The sequence below is a fragment of the Bacillus cereus group sp. BfR-BA-01350 genome (assembly GCF_022663775.1).
GTDB lineage: Bacteria > Bacillota > Bacilli > Bacillales > Bacillaceae_G > Bacillus_A > Bacillus_A paranthracis.
The window spans coordinates 170,703-187,496 of sequence record NZ_JAKUGD010000009.1; the positions used below are offsets into that span (position 1 = coordinate 170,703).

Here is a 16,794-nt window from a genome sequence, read left to right on the forward strand (position 1 = left end):
ATAGAGATTCTAGTATACTACTTATAGTCCTAATGAAATATATTTAATTTCTAAATATTCCTCGATACCGAAATGACCTCCTTCACGACCAATGCCACTCTCTTTAAAGCCACCGAACGGTGCTTGTGCAACTGATGGGAGGCCATCATTTAAACCGATAATACCATACTCTAGTGCTTCACTAATTTGGAATGCTTGGCTAATGTCTTTCGTGAAAATGTACGCTGCTAAACCGTATGGCGTATTGTTCGCACGTTCAATTACTTCTTCAATCGTTTTAAATTTCGCAACAGGTGCAACTGGTCCAAATGTTTCTTCATTCATACAAAGCATCGTATCATTCGCTAATCCAATTACAGTTGGTTGAATAAAGTGTCCATCTAGCTCTGTAACCTTTTGGCCACCATATAAAACTGTTCCACCTTTTTGAATAGCATCTTCAATATGTTCTTGTACTTTTGAAACTGCATTCTCATCAATAAGTGGCCCGACAGTCGTTCCGTCACCGAAACCATCTCCTACTTTCAACTTCCCTACTGCCTTTTGAAACTTCTCTGCGAATACTTCGTAAACTTCTTCCTGAACAAATACTCGGTTTGTACATATACACGTTTGTCCTGCGTTACGGAATTTCGAACCGATTACTGCCCCTACTGCTTTATCTAAGTCTGCATCATTCATAACAATAAACGGTGCGTGACCGCCTAACTCAAGTGAAACCTTTTTCATCGTTTGTGCCGCACTAGCCATTAACTCTTTCCCAATTTCCGTTGATCCTGTAAAGGAAACTTTTCGAACGCGTCCATCTTCCATCCATGTATCAGCAATTGCTTTCGCACTACCTGTTACAATATTTATTACGCCTTTTGGAATGTCTGCTTCATGAGCTAATTCAGCTAATTTTAACGCAGTTAACGGCGTTTGACTTGCAGGTTTTACAACCGCTGTACATCCTGCTGCAAGCGCTGGGGCTACCTTTCTCGTAATCATAGCAGCCGGGAAGTTCCACGGTGTAATAGCTGCCATAACGCCAACTGGTTGCTTCATGACTAAAATGCGCTTATTTGGATGAGAAGCAGGAATCATTTCACCATATACGCGTTTTCCTTCTTCTGCATACCATTCAACAAAACTATTTGCATAATTCACTTCACCAAGCGCTTCTGCAAAGGGCTTTCCTTGTTCTTTCGTCATGATCGCTGCAAGCTCTTCTTTATTTTCCTCAATAAGTGTGAACCATTTTTTTAATTTCGCTGCACGATCTGCCGCTGTTAACTTAGACCATAATTTAAAAGCTTCATGCGCAGCATCAACAGCTTGCTTTGCCTCTGTTACCCCGCCCTTTGGTACAGTCGCAAATATTTCCTTCGTTGCTGGATTATTTACTTCGATTTGTTCTTGCAATGTAATCCACTCACCATTTATATACATCGCCTTTTTCTCTACATTTACAAACGTCGCTTTTTTATCCAATATTCTCTTCCTCCTCTATAAGTTTCTTTATTTTTCTCGTGGCAGCAGATTGACTTATTTTTAAAAACTCCGCTACTTTATAACTCGATCCATATGTTTTATATGCTTTCAAAATAATATTCCGTTCTACTTCTTCTAACATTTTATAGAGACTTTGGCCCGATTGTTCAACCGTTGATTCTTGCATCGCTATTGGTAAATCTTCTATCGTAACGATATCATCAGCAGTTATAACAATTCGCTCAATCACATTTTCAATTTCTCTATTATTTCCTTCCCACGGGTAACCAACAAACATTTGCAATGTACTAGGCGCTAATTTTACATTCCTTCCATATTTCTCGTTAAAGTGTTGTAAATAATGATAAATAAGTGGCAAAATGTCTTCTGTTCTTTCCCGTAGTGGCGGGATTACAATGGGAATGACATTCAGACGATAATATAAATCTTTCCGAAATGTTCCTTGTTTCACCATCATACTTAAATCTCTATTTGTTGCCGCTACAATTCTAACGTCCACCTTTTTTAATTCTCTTCCGCCTATAGGGCGAAACGTTTTTTCTTGCAACACTTGCAAAAGCTTTGCTTGAGTTTCAAGCGGCATTTCGCCAATTTCATCTAAGAATAGCGTTCCTTTATGCGCTGATTCTAGTAGTCCCTTTTTCCCTTCACGATTCGCACCTGTAAAGGATCCGCCTGAGTATCCAAAAAGCTCTGATTCAATTAAATTTGTCGGCAATGCCGCACAGTTAATTTCATAGAAACTTTCATTCTTCCGGTTACTCACTTCATGTAAATGACGCACCAATCGACTCTTTCCTACTCCTGTCTCACCTAAAACGAGAACCGTACTATCTACCACGGATACTTTCTTGATTGTCTCGACTATTTTTTGCATAGCGATACTTTTAAAAATAAGTCCTTCATGTTCATATGTTTCTCTTAATTCTTTTTTATATGTTTTTAACTGATTATCCATTTCTTCTACCTTTTGACGTAATTGATAGAGTTCTGTAAGATCACGAGAGTAACTAATTACTCTTCTTAAATTGCCCTCTTCATCAAAAACAGGCCTTGTACGAACGTGTAAATACTCTCCTGATTTTGTCGTCTGAACTAGTTCGATTGGCCTCTTTTTTTCAATTACTTCTAACGTTGCTGATGGGTAAAAGATACCATCTTTCTGCAATTCTTTTACATGTTTACCTACTAACTCTTTTGCAGCCAATTGATAGTGCCTTTCACATGTACTATTTACACGTACAACGATTCCCTTTTCGTCAGTCACAAAAATTTCGTCAAACGCATATTCAAATACATCTTGTAAATCCATTAACACTCGTTCCTTTTCTGCAACCATCCTAGCCACCCCTAACTTCCAATCCGTCGATTCACTTCACTACCTTTATTATAAAGTGAATTTTCTGCATTTTATATAGAGTCAGCTAGAATGTTTGCTGTTTTATTATTTAACTTTTAAACACGAGCAATATTTGCTTTCTCATAACAGACTTGCAACGATTCTTCAATGATTGTTAATCCTTCTTCCAGTTGCTCATCTGTAATCACTAATGGCATTAGCACACGAATAACATTACCGTATGTTCCTGCTGATAGTAGAAGTAAGCCACGTTTATTTGCTTCTGCGCATAAATTAGCTGTTAACGTTTTATCAGGTGCTTTCGTCTTACGATCTTGAACGAGCTCAAATGCACACATTGCTCCTAAACCGCGCACATCACCGATGCAATTATATTTATTTTTCATCTCTTCGAATCGGTTCATTACGACTTTTCCTAATTCTATCGCTCTATCATTTAAATTCTCTTTTTCTATTACATCAAGTACTGCTAATGCTGCCGCACATCCTAGCGGGCTTCCTGCATACGTTCCACCAAGTTCTCCTGGTGCAGACTCATTCATAATTTCTTTGCGCCCAATAACACCACTAATCGGTACACCAGCACCTAATGATTTAGATACCGTAATTAAATCCGGAACGACATCATAATGATCAATGGCGAAATATTTTCCTGTACGGCTAAATCCAGTTTGAATTTCATCCGCTACAAATAAGATGCCGTGTTCTGAACAAATATTGCGTACTTCTTGCACAAACTTCTTACTTGGGACGATAAATCCACCTTCCCCTTGAACAGGTTCCATTACAACGGCTGCAATCGTTTCTGGTGCTACTTCTGATACGAAGAAATTCTTAAACTCTTCAATCATAAAGTTATCGTACTGCTCTTCCGTTAATCCTTCTGGGCGGCGATATTCGTACGGGAATGGTGCTTTATAGACTTCAGGCGCAAATGGACCAAATCCAAATTTATATGGTTTTACTTTACTTGTCATTGTCATTGTCATTAATGTGCGTCCATGGAAACCTTTAGAAAATGCAATAATACCAGGTCTTTTTGTATATTTACGAGCGATTTTTACCGCATTCTCAACTGCTTCTGCACCACTATTTAAAAATAGTACTTGCTTATCAAAACTTCCTGGCGCTAATGCCGCAAGTTTTTCTGCTAATTCAATATATGGCTCATACATCATGACATTAAAGCCAGTATGAATGTATTGATCTACTTGTTTATGGAGTGCTTCTTTAACAGCTGGGTGACAATGCCCTACGTTAATTGTTCCTATTGCTCCAGCGAAATCAATGTACTGATTGCCATCAACATCAGTAACAAGAGCACCATTTGCAGATTGTACAAACGTTGGGATGCCGTTACTTACTCCTTTTGGTACTATATTTTGGCGGCGTTCTAGTAAAGACGCTGCTTTCGGTCCAGGAATTTGTTCATTTACTTTAGCAAATTTTTTTGTATTCATTACGTACCCCATCCTTTTCTTTACATTGTTTTCTCTTTTCATTGCAAAATGTATGCCAATATTCTTTTTCAGTATTCATCCTACACACCTTCTATTTCGCCATAAAAAATAAGTCTATAAAGACTCATAACGAGTCTTTATAGACTTATTTTTCTTACACATTAGACTTTCCTTTTTCCCAAGTCAACTCACCTGAATGCGAAATAAAGTCCCCAACAGATTGTACTACTAAATCAGCAAGTGGTTCTAATGTTTGACGATTCCCTGTACCAGATAGTACTCCAATTGCATAGCAATCACCATTTTTCGCTAAATATAAATCAGTCGGTGTATCCCCAACGACCGCTACTTCACATGCCTTTAAATGAAACTTCTCACAGAAGGATTCTATAATTCTTTTATCGGGTTTTTGTGCCGCAAATGTATCTGAAGCTACAACATAATCAAAAAAGGTCTCTAATTGGTACTGTTTTAAAAATAATTCTGTCGGTGCAAAATCATCAGCTGTAACAACACCTAAAATAAATCCTCTATCCTTTAAGCTTTGTAAAATTCTCGGTAAATCCGCCGTCATTTTCATATAAGAACGGTGCTCATACATAAGGGAAAATAATTTTCCACTTACCCACTCATGCATCTCCTCTTCCTTAGATAACGGAATATACTTACAAAGCTCCTTTGCAACATCAAGGCTCGTTCCTGCCGCTATTGCGCTACGAGGGTTCACAAACACCCCCTCCACGCCAATCTCTTTTAATAAAGTAGGCTGCATTGACTTTGGCAGTTCATATAAATTTATACATTCCGCCACAAGTTCTTCAGCTACTTTTATCCAAATTGAATGAAAATCCATTAAAGTCCCATCTTTATCAAATAGTATTGCTTTTACCTTCTCCATAGCACACCCTACCTCTCGTCTCTTATCTCCTCCAGTGTATCAATAAAGTATGGATATAAAATAAACGAATTGTAAAAATACCATGAAAATCAAACTAACTTCCAATTTACAATCCTTCTATATAATAAAAAGGATGCCTTTACAGGGCATCCTCTTGATGTTCAGGAACAAATAGTTCCAGACAATGATACATATTTTCGAATTCCATCGGTGCATCTCCACCATATTCACCATCTAAATTAATCATTAGTTTATCTGGTGAATGCACTTTAATTCGGTTCGCTTGTGTGTATAGTACTTTTGGATTGTTAATATGTTCACCACGCTGCGCTTGTGTTGCAGCTTTAATTAAGTCGGCAATCGAACCTTTTTTCAGCACTAATAAATCAAATAAGCCATCGTTAATCGATGCATATGGTGCTACCTTTTCAAAGCCACCCACTGAACGAGTATTCGTAATTAAAAACATCGTAATTTCTTCTTGTAGTAATTTTCCATCATACTCAATTTCAACATATGTTGGATGTAGTGATGGTAGCATTTCGATACCTTTTAAGTAATAAGCAAGTTGTCCTAATACAGTCTTTAGCTTACTTGGTACTTCATATGTTAATTCTGTAATACGACCGCCACCAGCGATGTTAATAAAATATGTATCGTTTGCTCTACCAAGGTCTAATGGCACAGTTTTTCCTTCACAAATAATATCCGCTGCCTCTTCAATAGAACGAGGTACACCGATTGCACGTGCAAAGTCATTTGTCGTTCCAACTGGAATAATTCCAAATTTCGGACGGAATTCATGACCAACTAGACCGTTTACGACTTCATTTAACGTGCCGTCACCACCAGCCGCAATAACAACATCAAATTTACGCTCTACAGCTTGCCTCGCCGCCACAGTTGCGTCTCCAGGACCCGTTGTCGCATGACAAGATGCTTCATATCCAGCTTGTTCTAATTTTTGTAATACTTCCGGTAAGCTCTTCTTAAATAGCTCACGCCCAGAAGTAGGATTATAAATAATTCTTGCTCGCTTCATCATTTATTAGCACAGGAAATTTCTTTATGTATCGACAAAGAACATACCGAACTTCTATTCAGTATTCCCATGCCTACCTCCTCTCATCTTCCTATCCTTCTTTTATCTCGCTCAAACAGGCAGTAAGAACCCGATTCGTGTAGCCCATCAAAAGTAAATATTCATTTCAATGGTTTTGTTTTATTTGACAAAAAATTTATGTCCATCTATTTCCTCACAACAATTTACATATAACGAATAATAATTATCTATTATTTCATGAGATGAAAAAACCTCTATTTCTAGATTTATCATTATTCCCACCTTTTTGCAACTATCATACCATAGTTGCTATACAAACATTTTTCCACTTTTGACAGTTAATCAAACGTTTGTTTAAATAATTTTCTCTCATTTAAACAAACGTTTGATTAACCTAGAAAAACACCCATGTACGGGTGTTTTTCTGCTTAATCTTTAAAAGTTACTACTATTATCGCTTATTAATCTCTTCAAGTAAGATTTTATTAACAAGCGGTGGATTTGCTTGTCCTTTTGTAGCTTTCATAATTTGACCAACTAAGAAGCCAATTGCACGGTCTTTACCGTTTTTAAAGTCTTCGATAGATTGCTCATTATTATCAAGAATTTCTGTTACAACTTTACGAAGTGTACCCTCGTCAGAAATTTGAACAAGGCCTTTCGCTTTAACGATTTCTTCTGGGTCTCCACCTTTTTCAATTAATTCGTTAAATACTTTCTTCGCAATTTTAGAAGAAATTGTACCTTTTTCAATTAATTGAACCATTTTAGATAAACCAGCAGGCGTTAATGCAACGTCTTTTAATTCTTTTTGTTGTTTGTTTAGGTATGCAAGTACTTCACCCATTAACCAGTTTGATGTTAATTTCGCATCAGCACCGTCTGCAACAGTTGCTTCAAAGAAATCAGACATTTCTTTCGTTAATGTTAATACGTGTGCATCATAAGCTGGTAAGCCTAATTCTGCAACGTAGCGAGCTTTACGTGCATCTGGAAGTTCTGGAATAGAAGCACGAACTGCTTCTTTCCACTCATCGTCGATGTAAAGTTCAACTAAGTCCGGCTCTGGGAAGTAACGGTAATCATCAGATCCTTCTTTCACACGCATTAAGATTGTTTTCTTCGTTGCTTCATCATAACGACGTGTTTCTTGTTGGATGATACCACCAGATAATAATTCTTTTTCTTGGCGAGCTTGCTCAAACTCAAGACCTTTTTGTACGTAAGTGAAAGAGTTTAAGTTTTTCAGTTCCGCTTTTGTACCGAACTTCTCTTGTCCAACTGGACGAAGGGAAATGTTCGCATCACAACGCAAGGAACCTTCTTCCATCTTACAATCAGATACGCCAGTGTATTGAATGATTGATTTTAACTTCTCTAAGTATGCATATGCTTCTTCTGGCGTACGCATATCTGGCTCAGATACGATCTCGATTAAAGGCATACCTTGACGGTTGTAGTCTACTAATGAGCCGTCAGCTGTATGCGTTGATTTACCAGCATCTTCTTCTAAATGAAGACGTGTAATACCGATACGTTTCTTTTTACCGTCTACTTCAATTTCAATCCAACCATTTTCACCAATTGGCTTATCAAACTGAGAGATTTGGTAAGCTTTCGGATTATCTGGATAGAAATAGTTTTTACGGTCAAACTTCGTTTCTGTTGCGATTTCACAGTTTAATGCCATTGCAGCTTTCATTGCAAAGTTAACTGCTTCTTTATTTAAAGTAGGAAGTACTCCTGGGTATCCTAAGTCAATTACACTTGTTTGTGTATTTGGTTCCGCTCCGAATTCTGTTGGACTCGCAGAGAAAATTTTCGAATTTGTTTTTAACTCAACGTGAACCTCTAAACCAATAATTGTTTCTAAATTCATCTATGCTCGCCTCCTTACAGACTTGCTTTTTTTGTATGATAGTCTGTTGCTTGCTCAAACGCATGTGCAACGCGGTAAATTGTCGCTTCATCGAAGTGTTTACCAATAATTTGTAAACCAAGTGGCATGTTGTTAGCACCGAATCCACATGGAACAGAAATCGCTGGAACGCCTGCTAAGTTTACTGGGATTGTTAAAATGTCATTTGCATACATTGTCATTGGATCATCAACTTTTTCGCCCACTTTAAATGCCGGAGTTGGCGTTGTTGGTCCAATAATAACATCGTAGTTAGCAAATACATTTTCAAAGTCGTTTTTAATTAATGTACGTACTTGTTGTGCTTTTTTGTAATATGCATCATAGTAACCAGAGCTAAGAGCAAATGTACCAAGCATAATACGACGTTTTACTTCATCACCGAAGCCTTCGCTACGTGTGTTTTTGTAAAGATCCATTAAGTTATTCACATTATCAGAACGAACACCATAACGTACGCCATCAAAGCGTGAAAGGTTAGCTGATGCTTCAGAAGAAGATAATAAGTAATACGTTGCTAGAGCGTATTTAGAGTGCGGAAGAGATACTTCCTCCCAAGTTGCGCCCATACCTTCTAATACTTTTAAAGCAGCTAGTACTGACTCACGAGCTTCTTCGCCAACACCTTCTCCTAAGTATTCTTTCGGTACAGCAATACGTAAACCTTTAACGTCGCCTGTTAAACCAGCTAAGTAGTTTCCTACTTCAACGTTTGCAGAAGTTGCATCCATACGGTCAAGACCTGAAATAGCTTGTAATAAGTATGCATTATCTTCTACTGTACGTGTAATCGGTCCGATTTGGTCCAGTGAAGATGCGAATGCAACTAATCCGTAACGAGATACACGTCCGTAAGTTGGTTTTAAACCTACAACGCCGCAATATGCAGCTGGCTGACGGATAGAACCACCTGTATCAGAACCTAGAGAGAATAATACTTCTCCTGCTGCTACAGCTGCTGCAGAACCACCACTAGATCCGCCTGGAACGTAATCTAAGTTCCATGGATTTTTCGTAGCGTAGAAACCTGAGTTTTCATTTGAAGAACCCATTGCGAACTCGTCCATGTTTAATTTACCGATTGTAATTGTGTCAGCAGCTTTTAGTTTTTGCACAACTGTCGCATCATAAATTGGATCGAAGTTTGCTAACATTTTGCTTGCACAAGTCGTACGAAGACCGTTAGTTACAATGTTATCTTTTACACCAATTGGCATACCGAATAATAAACCATTATCTTCAGCGCCGATTTTTGCATCTAATTCTTTCGCTTTTGCGCGTGCGTTTTCTTCATCTAATGTAAGAAAAGCTTTTACGTTATCTTCAACATCCGCAATACGTTTGTAAGATTCTTCTACTAAATCCGTAACGGAAATTTCTTTGTTGTTTAATTTCTTATGTAACTCTGATACTGAATGATCAAATAATGACATCGAAATTCCCCTCCTCTATTCTAATACTGCTGGAACACGGATTTGATTATCTTTGTGATCCGGTGCATTTTTTAATACTTCTTCAACTGGTAAACCTTTTTCTGGTACATCTTCACGCATAACATTTTTCATAGTTAATACATGAGTTGTTGGTTTTACATCTGTTGTATCTAATTCATTTAACTGTTCTGCAAATGTAACAATTGCATCTAGTTGTTTTTGAAATTTTTCTGCTTCTTGATCAGTAATTGCAAGACGTGCTAAATGTGCTACGTGCTTTACATTCTCAACGGAAATTCTTGACACGGCTAGGCCACCTCCATAATATATCGTTCAATCTACAATACTATTGATGATACCAAATTTTCAGTACTTCAAGCAAGTCAACACAGAGTACTTACGCCATTTTTACATAAAAAAAGAAAGGCAAATGCCTTTCTTTACAATTTACTCTTTATCTAACGGTTTATTTTTCGGAAATCTCTCGTTATCTTCTTCATTATCACGAATTGTTTTTTGTAATACAAAACAAGACATCGTTAAAAATAATGTTCCAATTAAATAATATCCTTTTACACTAAGCGTTTCATCTAGCGTATAAATTCCAATTAGCATACCTGAAAGTGCACAAACAAATGAAGTCCATGCTAAAAACGTGAACGCTTGCGTATTACGTCTTCTCATCGTTCTCCCCCTCGTTAGCAGTACATCCATTATAGATAAGTATATTTACCATGATGGATTTTTATGTAAATTCTAGTTTTATATTTATAAATCTATCATAAAAGAATACTATTTTAAAGAAAGTTTTCTGCCTAATCTGAAAAAACAATTAAAATCATTGACAATTATTTCTATTCTACATAAAATAAAAATAAATATTACGAACCTCGAAATATACGGGAGTGGAATTAATTGTTGCAATATGAACATTTTTTAGACTTACTGCTAGATAACGCCAAGAAACTTTTCTATCCTGAAGAATGGGTAAGCCTAGATTTAACACTTTCTAAAACAGAAGTATTTTGTTTACTTTGGATGGAACGAAATACAGATATTACAATGACGAAAATTGCTGATCTTCTTGATATACCAATGAGTACAACGACAGGTGTTGTAAATCGTCTTGTAAAAAAAGGATATATTGAACGATATCGTGATGAAAACGACCGACGTATTGTATTAATTCGTTTAACAGAAAACGGCGTAATACTCGTTCAAGAAGTAAAGCAAAATGCAGCCCATTACTTTAGCTTAGTAACAGAAGCATTATCAGAAGAAGAAAAAGCATTCTTACTACAAATCTTCCAAAAGATTATGAATCACATCGCTACGTCACAGCAAAAAACAGAAGAAAAAGTTTCTACACCTAAAATGAAAAACATTTCGATTGAATAAAAACCCTAATAGGGTTTTTATTCAAAAAAAATATTTCGACACTCGTAATATTCGACATCCGAAACAAAGGGGATATGAATGATGAGAATTATCTTATATACAGGTAAAGGCGGCGTAGGAAAAACTAGCATTTCAGCAGCAACAGCAATTCAAAGTGCGAAACAAGGATTAAAAACTTTAGTAATGAGCACAGATCCTGCTCATAGTTTAGGAGATTCATTTGGTATAAAGCTATCTTCTGAGCCATTAGAAGTTCGTAAAAATTTGTGGGCACAAGAAATTAATACGATTTATGAGATGGAAAAAGGCTGGGGAAAATTACAGAAATATATTACACTACTCTTCACTTCCAAAGCAGCCGATGATATTACAACAGAAGAGTTAACGATGTTTCCTGGTATGGAAGATTTAATTAGCTTACTTCGCGTGCTCGATTATTATAAACAAAACACATATGACGTTATTATCATTGATTGTGCTCCAACAGGAGAAACATTAGCAATGCTCAGCTTTCCAGATATGCTCGGCTGGTGGATGGAAAAACTCTTTCCTATTAAAAGAAAAGTTTTAAAAGTTGTTCGCCCTGTAGCTCAACCACTTCTTGGTGTCCCCCTTCCAACCGATGATATTATGGACGAATTAACAAATACACTTGAACAGCTCGGAGAAATGAGAGATATTTTATCAAACCGAGACGTAACGAGTATCCGCATCGTTGTAAATCCCGAAAAAATGGTCATTAAAGAAGCACAGCGCAGCTTTACGTATTTAAATCTATACGATTATAACGTAGATGCCATTATGATCAATCGTGTCATTCCTAACACTGTCACCGATCCTTATTTTCAAGCATGGAAAGATACCCAAAAGAAATATAAAACATTAATTCAAGATAGTTTTGATCCACTTCCTATTTACGAAGCTCCAATGTTTGAACAAGAAGTTATTGGTTTACCTATGTTAGAACGTGTAGGAGATGCTTTATTTAAAAAAGATTATTGTCCTACTGAAGTAAAATTTAACGGCCGCACACAATATGTAAAAAAAGATGGCGATGAATATATTTTCGTTCTGTCCATTCCCTTCTCAAATAAAAGTGAGCTCACATTAAATCAAAAAGGTGATGAGCTTATCATTCGCGCAGGTTCTGTTAAACGGAACATCACATTACCAAAAACATTAACGCACCTTTCTATTCAAGGAGCTAAGTTTGAAGAGGACGTACTAAACATTCGGTTTGGAGGTGTCGTGCATGCATGAAGAACTACTAAGGAAGGTAATCCGTACAAAAATAAAAGTTGGTATGCATATATTAGAAGAGTTACCTGCTCCAATCCAGCAATCAGCTAAGCAAATACTAAATATTTTACAAGAGGAGCTATCTTCTTATGCTACCGAACAACCACAACATAATAGCAATTTAAAAAGTATTGTAATTGAATAATTATATCCTTGTAGAAGGCCTTTTCCTATAGGCTTTCTACCCCTTTATTGGAGCTGATGTAAATTGATAAAAACATTTTCTGTAAGACACTTTACTCCTCTTACAATCTGGCTAATTCTCTTTTTATTTTTCATTCATAACCTTGAAGAATCTTTCGAAATGCCACAATATCTTGCTAATCAATTTTCGATTACTTTTATAACTAGCCAACACTTTTTCATTGCGATTTCTGTATTAACTCTCTTTGTCTTAGTTATCGTCTTTCTATATCAACTGGATTTCTTGTCTTCTATATACTGGATTATTTTTATCCAAGGGGCTATCTTCTTCAACTCTGTTCAACATATTATTTTGTTTTTTATTTATCGCTCCTATAATCCTGGCGTAATATCTGCAGTTTTCATTGTTATCTTTTCTATTTTCTTTTTTTCATCCCAAAAACACTTAATTCATAAAAATAAATTCTTAATTACACTCGCTTTCAGCTTATTTTCTTATCCTATTATAATTTGGATTACCTTACTATTCGCTAGCTACTTTCATTCATAAAAAAGACCAGGAAAACTCCTGGTCCATTACTCTACTTAACAAACATTGGATTCTATGTTATACAGAATTGGAAGGTACAGAATTAGGGTTTGTTTTGTTTGTTAAGTAGATTATATGTTGAACGAACTAACAGCGGAGGGGTTCCTTCTGTTAGTCCATTAAACCCAATCATTATTTTACGATTTTTTCAAGCTCATCAAGTGAAAGATCTACTGAAATTGAACCATCATTTGTTTCTTTCTTAATTGCATCTGTTACTTCTTTTGAATGATATAATTCAATTACTTTTTTCAGTGTTGGATCATCTTTATCTTTCGTACGAGCTGCGAAAATATTAATATATGGCTTCGCATTTTCATTCTTTGGATCTTCTAAGAAAATTGGATCCTTCGCTGGATCTAATCCAGCTTGACCAGCAACACCGTTATTAATAACTGAAGCTGCTACATCTTTTAATACACGAGGTGTTTGCTGTGCGATAACCGGTGTAATTTTTAACTTCTTCGGATTTTCAGCAATGCCGCTTGGATCTCCAAATAGACCAAAGTCTTTTTTAAGCTTTAATAACCCAGCTGCATCAAGAAGTTTTAATGCACGTGCTTGGTTCGTTGGATCATTTGGAATCGCAATTTCTGAACCATCTGGAATTTCATTTGCTTTCTTATGTTTTTCAGAGTATAAACCCATTGGTGCAATTTGCGTTGTACCAACAGCTGTAATATCTAGCTTATGCTCCTTTTTAAATTGCTCTAAGAATGCAATATGCTGGAATGAATTTAATTCAATATCTCCATCAGCTAACGCTTTATTTGGCGTTGTGTAATCAGAGAACTCAACCAGTTTAACTTTAATTCCTTCTTTTTCAGCTTTTTCCTTTACAATTTCCCAAGTGTTTCCATCCGTTCCAGTTACACCAATGCGAACTGTTTTCTCTTTTGTTCCTGCATCCGAGCAGCCACTTAACGCCGAAATTCCTACAATTGCTGATAATGCAAATGCTAAAATCTTCTTCATTCTCTTTTCCCCCTCTTCCTTTTTATGATCTGCGTAAAAAGACTTTCGCAAAGTAGTTTCCTAAGTTTTGAGCTAACTGTACAAGAATGATAAGTAAAACGACCGTTACGAACATAACTGATGTATCAAAACGTTGATAACCATATGTCATTGCTAAATCACCAAGACCGCCACCACCGACAAGCCCAGCAACTGCAGAAAATTCAATTAAACCAACTGTCATAAATGTAACACCTAAAATTAATGGTGCTAACGCTTCTGGTACAAGGATTTCAAAAACAATTCTAATTGGTGAAGCACCCATCGCTTGCGCTGCTTCAATTACCCCTTTCGGAACAGAAACAAGATTTGTTTCAACCATTCTAGCGATACCAATTGATGCAACTAACGTCATTGGAAAAATTGCTGCTGCTGTTCCAATTGTCGTTCCGATAACACTTCTTGTTAACGGGCTTAAAGCTACTAAGAAGATAATGAATGGAATCGGACGAATTGTATTAATGATGATATTAAGAATAGAAAAGACCCATTTATTTTCTAAAAAGTTTCCTTTTCTCGTTACATATAAAAGTAAACCTAGAGGTATACCAAGAATTGTAGCGAATATAAGGGTTACAATTACCATTAAGAGGGTATCCCCCGTCGCATCTAGTATGCGCGGCCAAAATATACTCCAATCAACTCGCATGAGCTTCTACCTCCTTCAGCTGCACTTGCAGTCTTAGATGTTGTAATGCTTTTTGAATTTCCCTCTGTTCACCTTGCAATTCTACAAGAAGATTTCCAAATAGCACATTTTGAAGTTCAATAATATTTCCGTACAGTACATTTACATCCACATTATAGTTTTTTGCGATATATGATAGTACCGGCTGTCCTGTTTCCTCACCAGTAAATGTTAGGCGATAAATCTGACCACCATTTTGAATTTTCGCTAAAACACTTTCCGGTAAATGATCATTAATAACAGAACGTACAAAGTTTTGAGTCGTCTTTGTTTTCGGTTGTGTGAAAACATCAAACAGTTTTCCTTCTTCAATAACTTTTCCTTTTTCCATTACAGCTACACGGTGACAAATTTCTTTCACGACATGCATTTCATGTGTAATAAGAAGAATTGTTAAATTGTATTCTCGATTTACTTTCTTTAATAAGTTTAGAATTTCTGTCGTTGTTTCTGGATCTAAAGCTGATGTTGCCTCATCACATATAAGAATATCTGGTGATGTTGCAAGTGCTCTAGCAATACCTACACGCTGCTTTTGTCCGCCTGATAGCTGCTCTGGGTAATTGTTTGCCTTATCTTCTAACCCTACAAACTTCAGCAATTCATTTACTCTTTCTTTTATCTCATTCTTTGGTACTTTTGCTAACCTTAATGGATAAGCAATATTCCCAAACACTGTTCTTGAATTAAATAAATTAAAGCTTTGAAAAATCATCCCGATTCTTTGTCTTAGCTTCCGTAATTCTTTCGTCGATAATGATGTAATCTCTTTATCATCTATTGAAATCGTTCCTGCCGTTGGTCTCTCTAACATGTTTACTAGGCGTAATAATGTACTCTTTCCAGCGCCACTAAAACCGATAATGCCAAAAATTTCGCCTTTCTCAACTGATAACGTTACATCCTCCACCGCATGAACAGATTGCCCACCTGATTCATATACTTTACTTACATTATTAAAAGAAATCATTTTTTCCCCTCCTATATGCTGTAAAAACTTGAAGTAGAGCTCTCGAGGTAAAATAAAAAGTGCTCTCCTTCTTATCAAACATAAAGATAAGAAGGAGAGCACTTATATGTACTCGTTCACATCTTCTCATCTTCCAAGCCCTTATAGGCTTGCTGGAGTTAGCACGGTATTAAAAAACCCGTTGCTGAGGTATCGTAGGGCCAGTCCCTCCACCTCTCTGGATAAGAATGTATCGATTTAATTGTCGTTTAATTAATTCTCATTATAGAACTCAGAATAATAAGAGTCAATACATTTTTTAGAAAAATATTAATTATTTCTTTATTAAAATTTTCAGATGAAAATTTTAATAGAAAATAGTAACCTTTAAAGTTATGTAAACTTCTCCTCTTGCATATTTTTTAAAAGGATAATCTTCTCTACTAATTGAATACCATTATTTGAATATGAAATCGGAGGAAGATAAATATATGAAAACAGCTCTTTTACTCGTTGATATTCAAAATGATTATTTTCCACATGGAAAGATGGAATTGCGTAATCCAGCAGAAGCAAGCGCATATGCTAGTCAGCTACTACAGCTCTTTAGAAAGAAAAACGAACCCATTTTTCATATCCAACATGTAGCAATAAAAGAGGACGCTACTTTTTTCCTACCCAATACAGAAGGTGTACATATTCATGAAAGCGTACGCCCACTTAAAGAAGAAACCGTTATACTCAAACATTATCCAAATAGTTTTCGCGAAACCGATCTTCTAGAGCAATTACAACGTTTAAAGATTGAGCACCTCGTCATATGCGGGATGATGACTCATATGTGTATTGATGCTACCGTAAGGGCTGCCTTTGATTTCGGCTTGCAATGTACTGTTATACATGATGCTTGTGCGACAAAAGATCTTTCTTTTAAGAATGCTACGATACCAGCTGTTTATATTCATAATACAATTTTAGCTAGTTTAAATGGCGTATATGCAAATGTAATGAGTACAGAGGAGTTTTTAGCTACAAAAAAACACTCTCTTCAGTGAGCAAAACCGAAAAGAGTGTTTCTTGTCAAACC

General features: G+C 36.3%; 17 protein-coding genes and 1 riboswitch. Of the genes, 5 read left to right on the forward strand and 12 right to left on the reverse strand.

What is annotated here, in order from left to right; genetic code table 11:
• Positions 1 to 21: 21 nt before the first annotated feature.
• From gabD to MR147_RS19550, 9 genes are all read right to left on the reverse strand, one after another.
• Entirely contained in the window at positions 22 to 1,473 is a 1,452-nt protein-coding gene (gene gabD / locus MR147_RS19510; RefSeq protein ID WP_074606165.1) for an NADP-dependent succinate-semialdehyde dehydrogenase, read from the reverse strand.
• Positions 1,466 to 2,833, reverse strand: coding sequence for a sigma-54 interaction domain-containing protein (locus tag MR147_RS19515; protein WP_000225164.1), 1,368 nt, complete (start codon positions 2,831 to 2,833; stop codon positions 1,466 to 1,468). The genes gabD and MR147_RS19515 overlap by 8 nt, the downstream gene beginning before the upstream one ends.
• 116 nt (positions 2,834 to 2,949) lie before the next feature.
• The gene (gene gabT, locus MR147_RS19520) at positions 2,950 to 4,314 is read right to left on the reverse strand and encodes a 4-aminobutyrate--2-oxoglutarate transaminase (RefSeq protein WP_014481549.1); all 1,365 of its coding nucleotides are present in this window, start codon (positions 4,312 to 4,314) and stop codon (positions 2,950 to 2,952) included.
• A 154-nt stretch (positions 4,315 to 4,468) separates the two neighbouring features.
• Positions 4,469 to 5,212, reverse strand: coding sequence for an HAD family hydrolase (locus tag MR147_RS19525; protein ID WP_074607768.1), 744 nt, complete (start codon positions 5,210 to 5,212; stop codon positions 4,469 to 4,471).
• A 139-nt stretch (positions 5,213 to 5,351) separates the two neighbouring features.
• Positions 5,352 to 6,257, reverse strand: coding sequence for a diacylglycerol kinase (locus MR147_RS19530; protein WP_000977677.1), 906 nt, complete (start codon positions 6,255 to 6,257; stop codon positions 5,352 to 5,354).
• A gap of 469 nt (positions 6,258 to 6,726) precedes the next feature.
• On the reverse strand, positions 6,727 to 8,154 hold the full coding sequence (gene gatB / locus MR147_RS19535; protein WP_001047674.1) for an Asp-tRNA(Asn)/Glu-tRNA(Gln) amidotransferase subunit GatB: 1,428 nt from the start codon (positions 8,152 to 8,154) through the stop codon (positions 6,727 to 6,729).
• Positions 8,155 to 8,168: 14 nt separating this feature from the next.
• Complete coding sequence (gatA, locus tag MR147_RS19540; RefSeq protein WP_000051446.1) at positions 8,169 to 9,626, reverse strand: Asp-tRNA(Asn)/Glu-tRNA(Gln) amidotransferase subunit GatA; 1,458 nt, start codon at positions 9,624 to 9,626, stop codon at positions 8,169 to 8,171.
• Positions 9,627 to 9,641: 15 nt separating this feature from the next.
• A complete protein-coding gene (gene gatC / locus MR147_RS19545) occupies positions 9,642 to 9,932 on the reverse strand; it encodes an Asp-tRNA(Asn)/Glu-tRNA(Gln) amidotransferase subunit GatC (protein WP_000086999.1) in 291 nt (96 codons plus the stop codon).
• Positions 9,933 to 10,073: 141 nt separating this feature from the next.
• Positions 10,074 to 10,310: a YiaA/YiaB family inner membrane protein gene (locus tag MR147_RS19550; RefSeq protein ID WP_001254393.1), complete on the reverse strand. Its 237-nt coding sequence runs from the start codon at positions 10,308 to 10,310 to the stop codon at positions 10,074 to 10,076.
• A 231-nt stretch (positions 10,311 to 10,541) separates the two neighbouring features.
• Between MR147_RS19550 and MR147_RS19555 the strand changes: the two genes are divergently transcribed.
• The 4 genes from MR147_RS19555 (at position 10,542) to MR147_RS19570 (ending at position 13,017) form a co-directional block, all read left to right on the forward strand.
• Positions 10,542 to 11,024 (forward strand): MarR family winged helix-turn-helix transcriptional regulator, encoded by a 483-nt coding sequence (locus tag MR147_RS19555; RefSeq protein ID WP_074607766.1) that lies wholly within the window; start codon positions 10,542 to 10,544, stop codon positions 11,022 to 11,024.
• Between the two features lie 78 nt (positions 11,025 to 11,102).
• Positions 11,103 to 12,284 (forward strand): ArsA family ATPase, encoded by a 1,182-nt coding sequence (locus tag MR147_RS19560; RefSeq protein ID WP_074607764.1) that lies wholly within the window; start codon positions 11,103 to 11,105, stop codon positions 12,282 to 12,284.
• Positions 12,277 to 12,468, forward strand: a complete 192-nt coding sequence (locus MR147_RS19565) for a DUF3926 domain-containing protein (protein ID WP_074607763.1) — start codon at positions 12,277 to 12,279, stop codon at positions 12,466 to 12,468. Before MR147_RS19560 ends, MR147_RS19565 begins: the two co-directional genes overlap by 8 nt.
• A gap of 63 nt (positions 12,469 to 12,531) precedes the next feature.
• Positions 12,532 to 13,017: an HXXEE domain-containing protein gene (locus MR147_RS19570; RefSeq protein WP_074607761.1), complete on the forward strand. Its 486-nt coding sequence runs from the start codon at positions 12,532 to 12,534 to the stop codon at positions 13,015 to 13,017.
• Positions 13,018 to 13,188: 171 nt separating this feature from the next.
• Here the strand turns inward: MR147_RS19570 and MR147_RS19575 are convergent, their stop codons facing one another.
• The 3 genes from MR147_RS19575 to MR147_RS19585 are packed head-to-tail and all read right to left on the reverse strand — an operon-like array spanning position 13,189 to position 15,728.
• Positions 13,189 to 14,031 (reverse strand): MetQ/NlpA family ABC transporter substrate-binding protein, encoded by an 843-nt coding sequence (locus MR147_RS19575; RefSeq protein WP_242304650.1) that lies wholly within the window; start codon positions 14,029 to 14,031, stop codon positions 13,189 to 13,191.
• Positions 14,032 to 14,053: 22 nt separating this feature from the next.
• Entirely contained in the window at positions 14,054 to 14,719 is a 666-nt protein-coding gene (locus MR147_RS19580; protein ID WP_001261859.1) for a methionine ABC transporter permease, read from the reverse strand.
• Positions 14,709 to 15,728 carry a methionine ABC transporter ATP-binding protein gene (locus tag MR147_RS19585; protein ID WP_000622989.1) on the reverse strand — a complete coding sequence of 340 codons (1,020 nt, stop codon included), beginning with the start codon at positions 15,726 to 15,728 and terminating at the stop codon, positions 14,709 to 14,711. Before MR147_RS19585 ends, MR147_RS19580 begins: the two co-directional genes overlap by 11 nt.
• A 123-nt stretch (positions 15,729 to 15,851) precedes the next feature.
• Positions 15,852 to 15,956, reverse strand: a riboswitch (SAM riboswitch).
• A 242-nt stretch (positions 15,957 to 16,198) separates the two neighbouring features.
• Between MR147_RS19585 and MR147_RS19590 the strand changes: the two genes are divergently transcribed.
• Entirely contained in the window at positions 16,199 to 16,762 is a 564-nt protein-coding gene (locus MR147_RS19590) for a cysteine hydrolase family protein (RefSeq protein ID WP_098946707.1), read from the forward strand.
• Positions 16,763 to 16,794 lie beyond the last annotated feature (32 nt).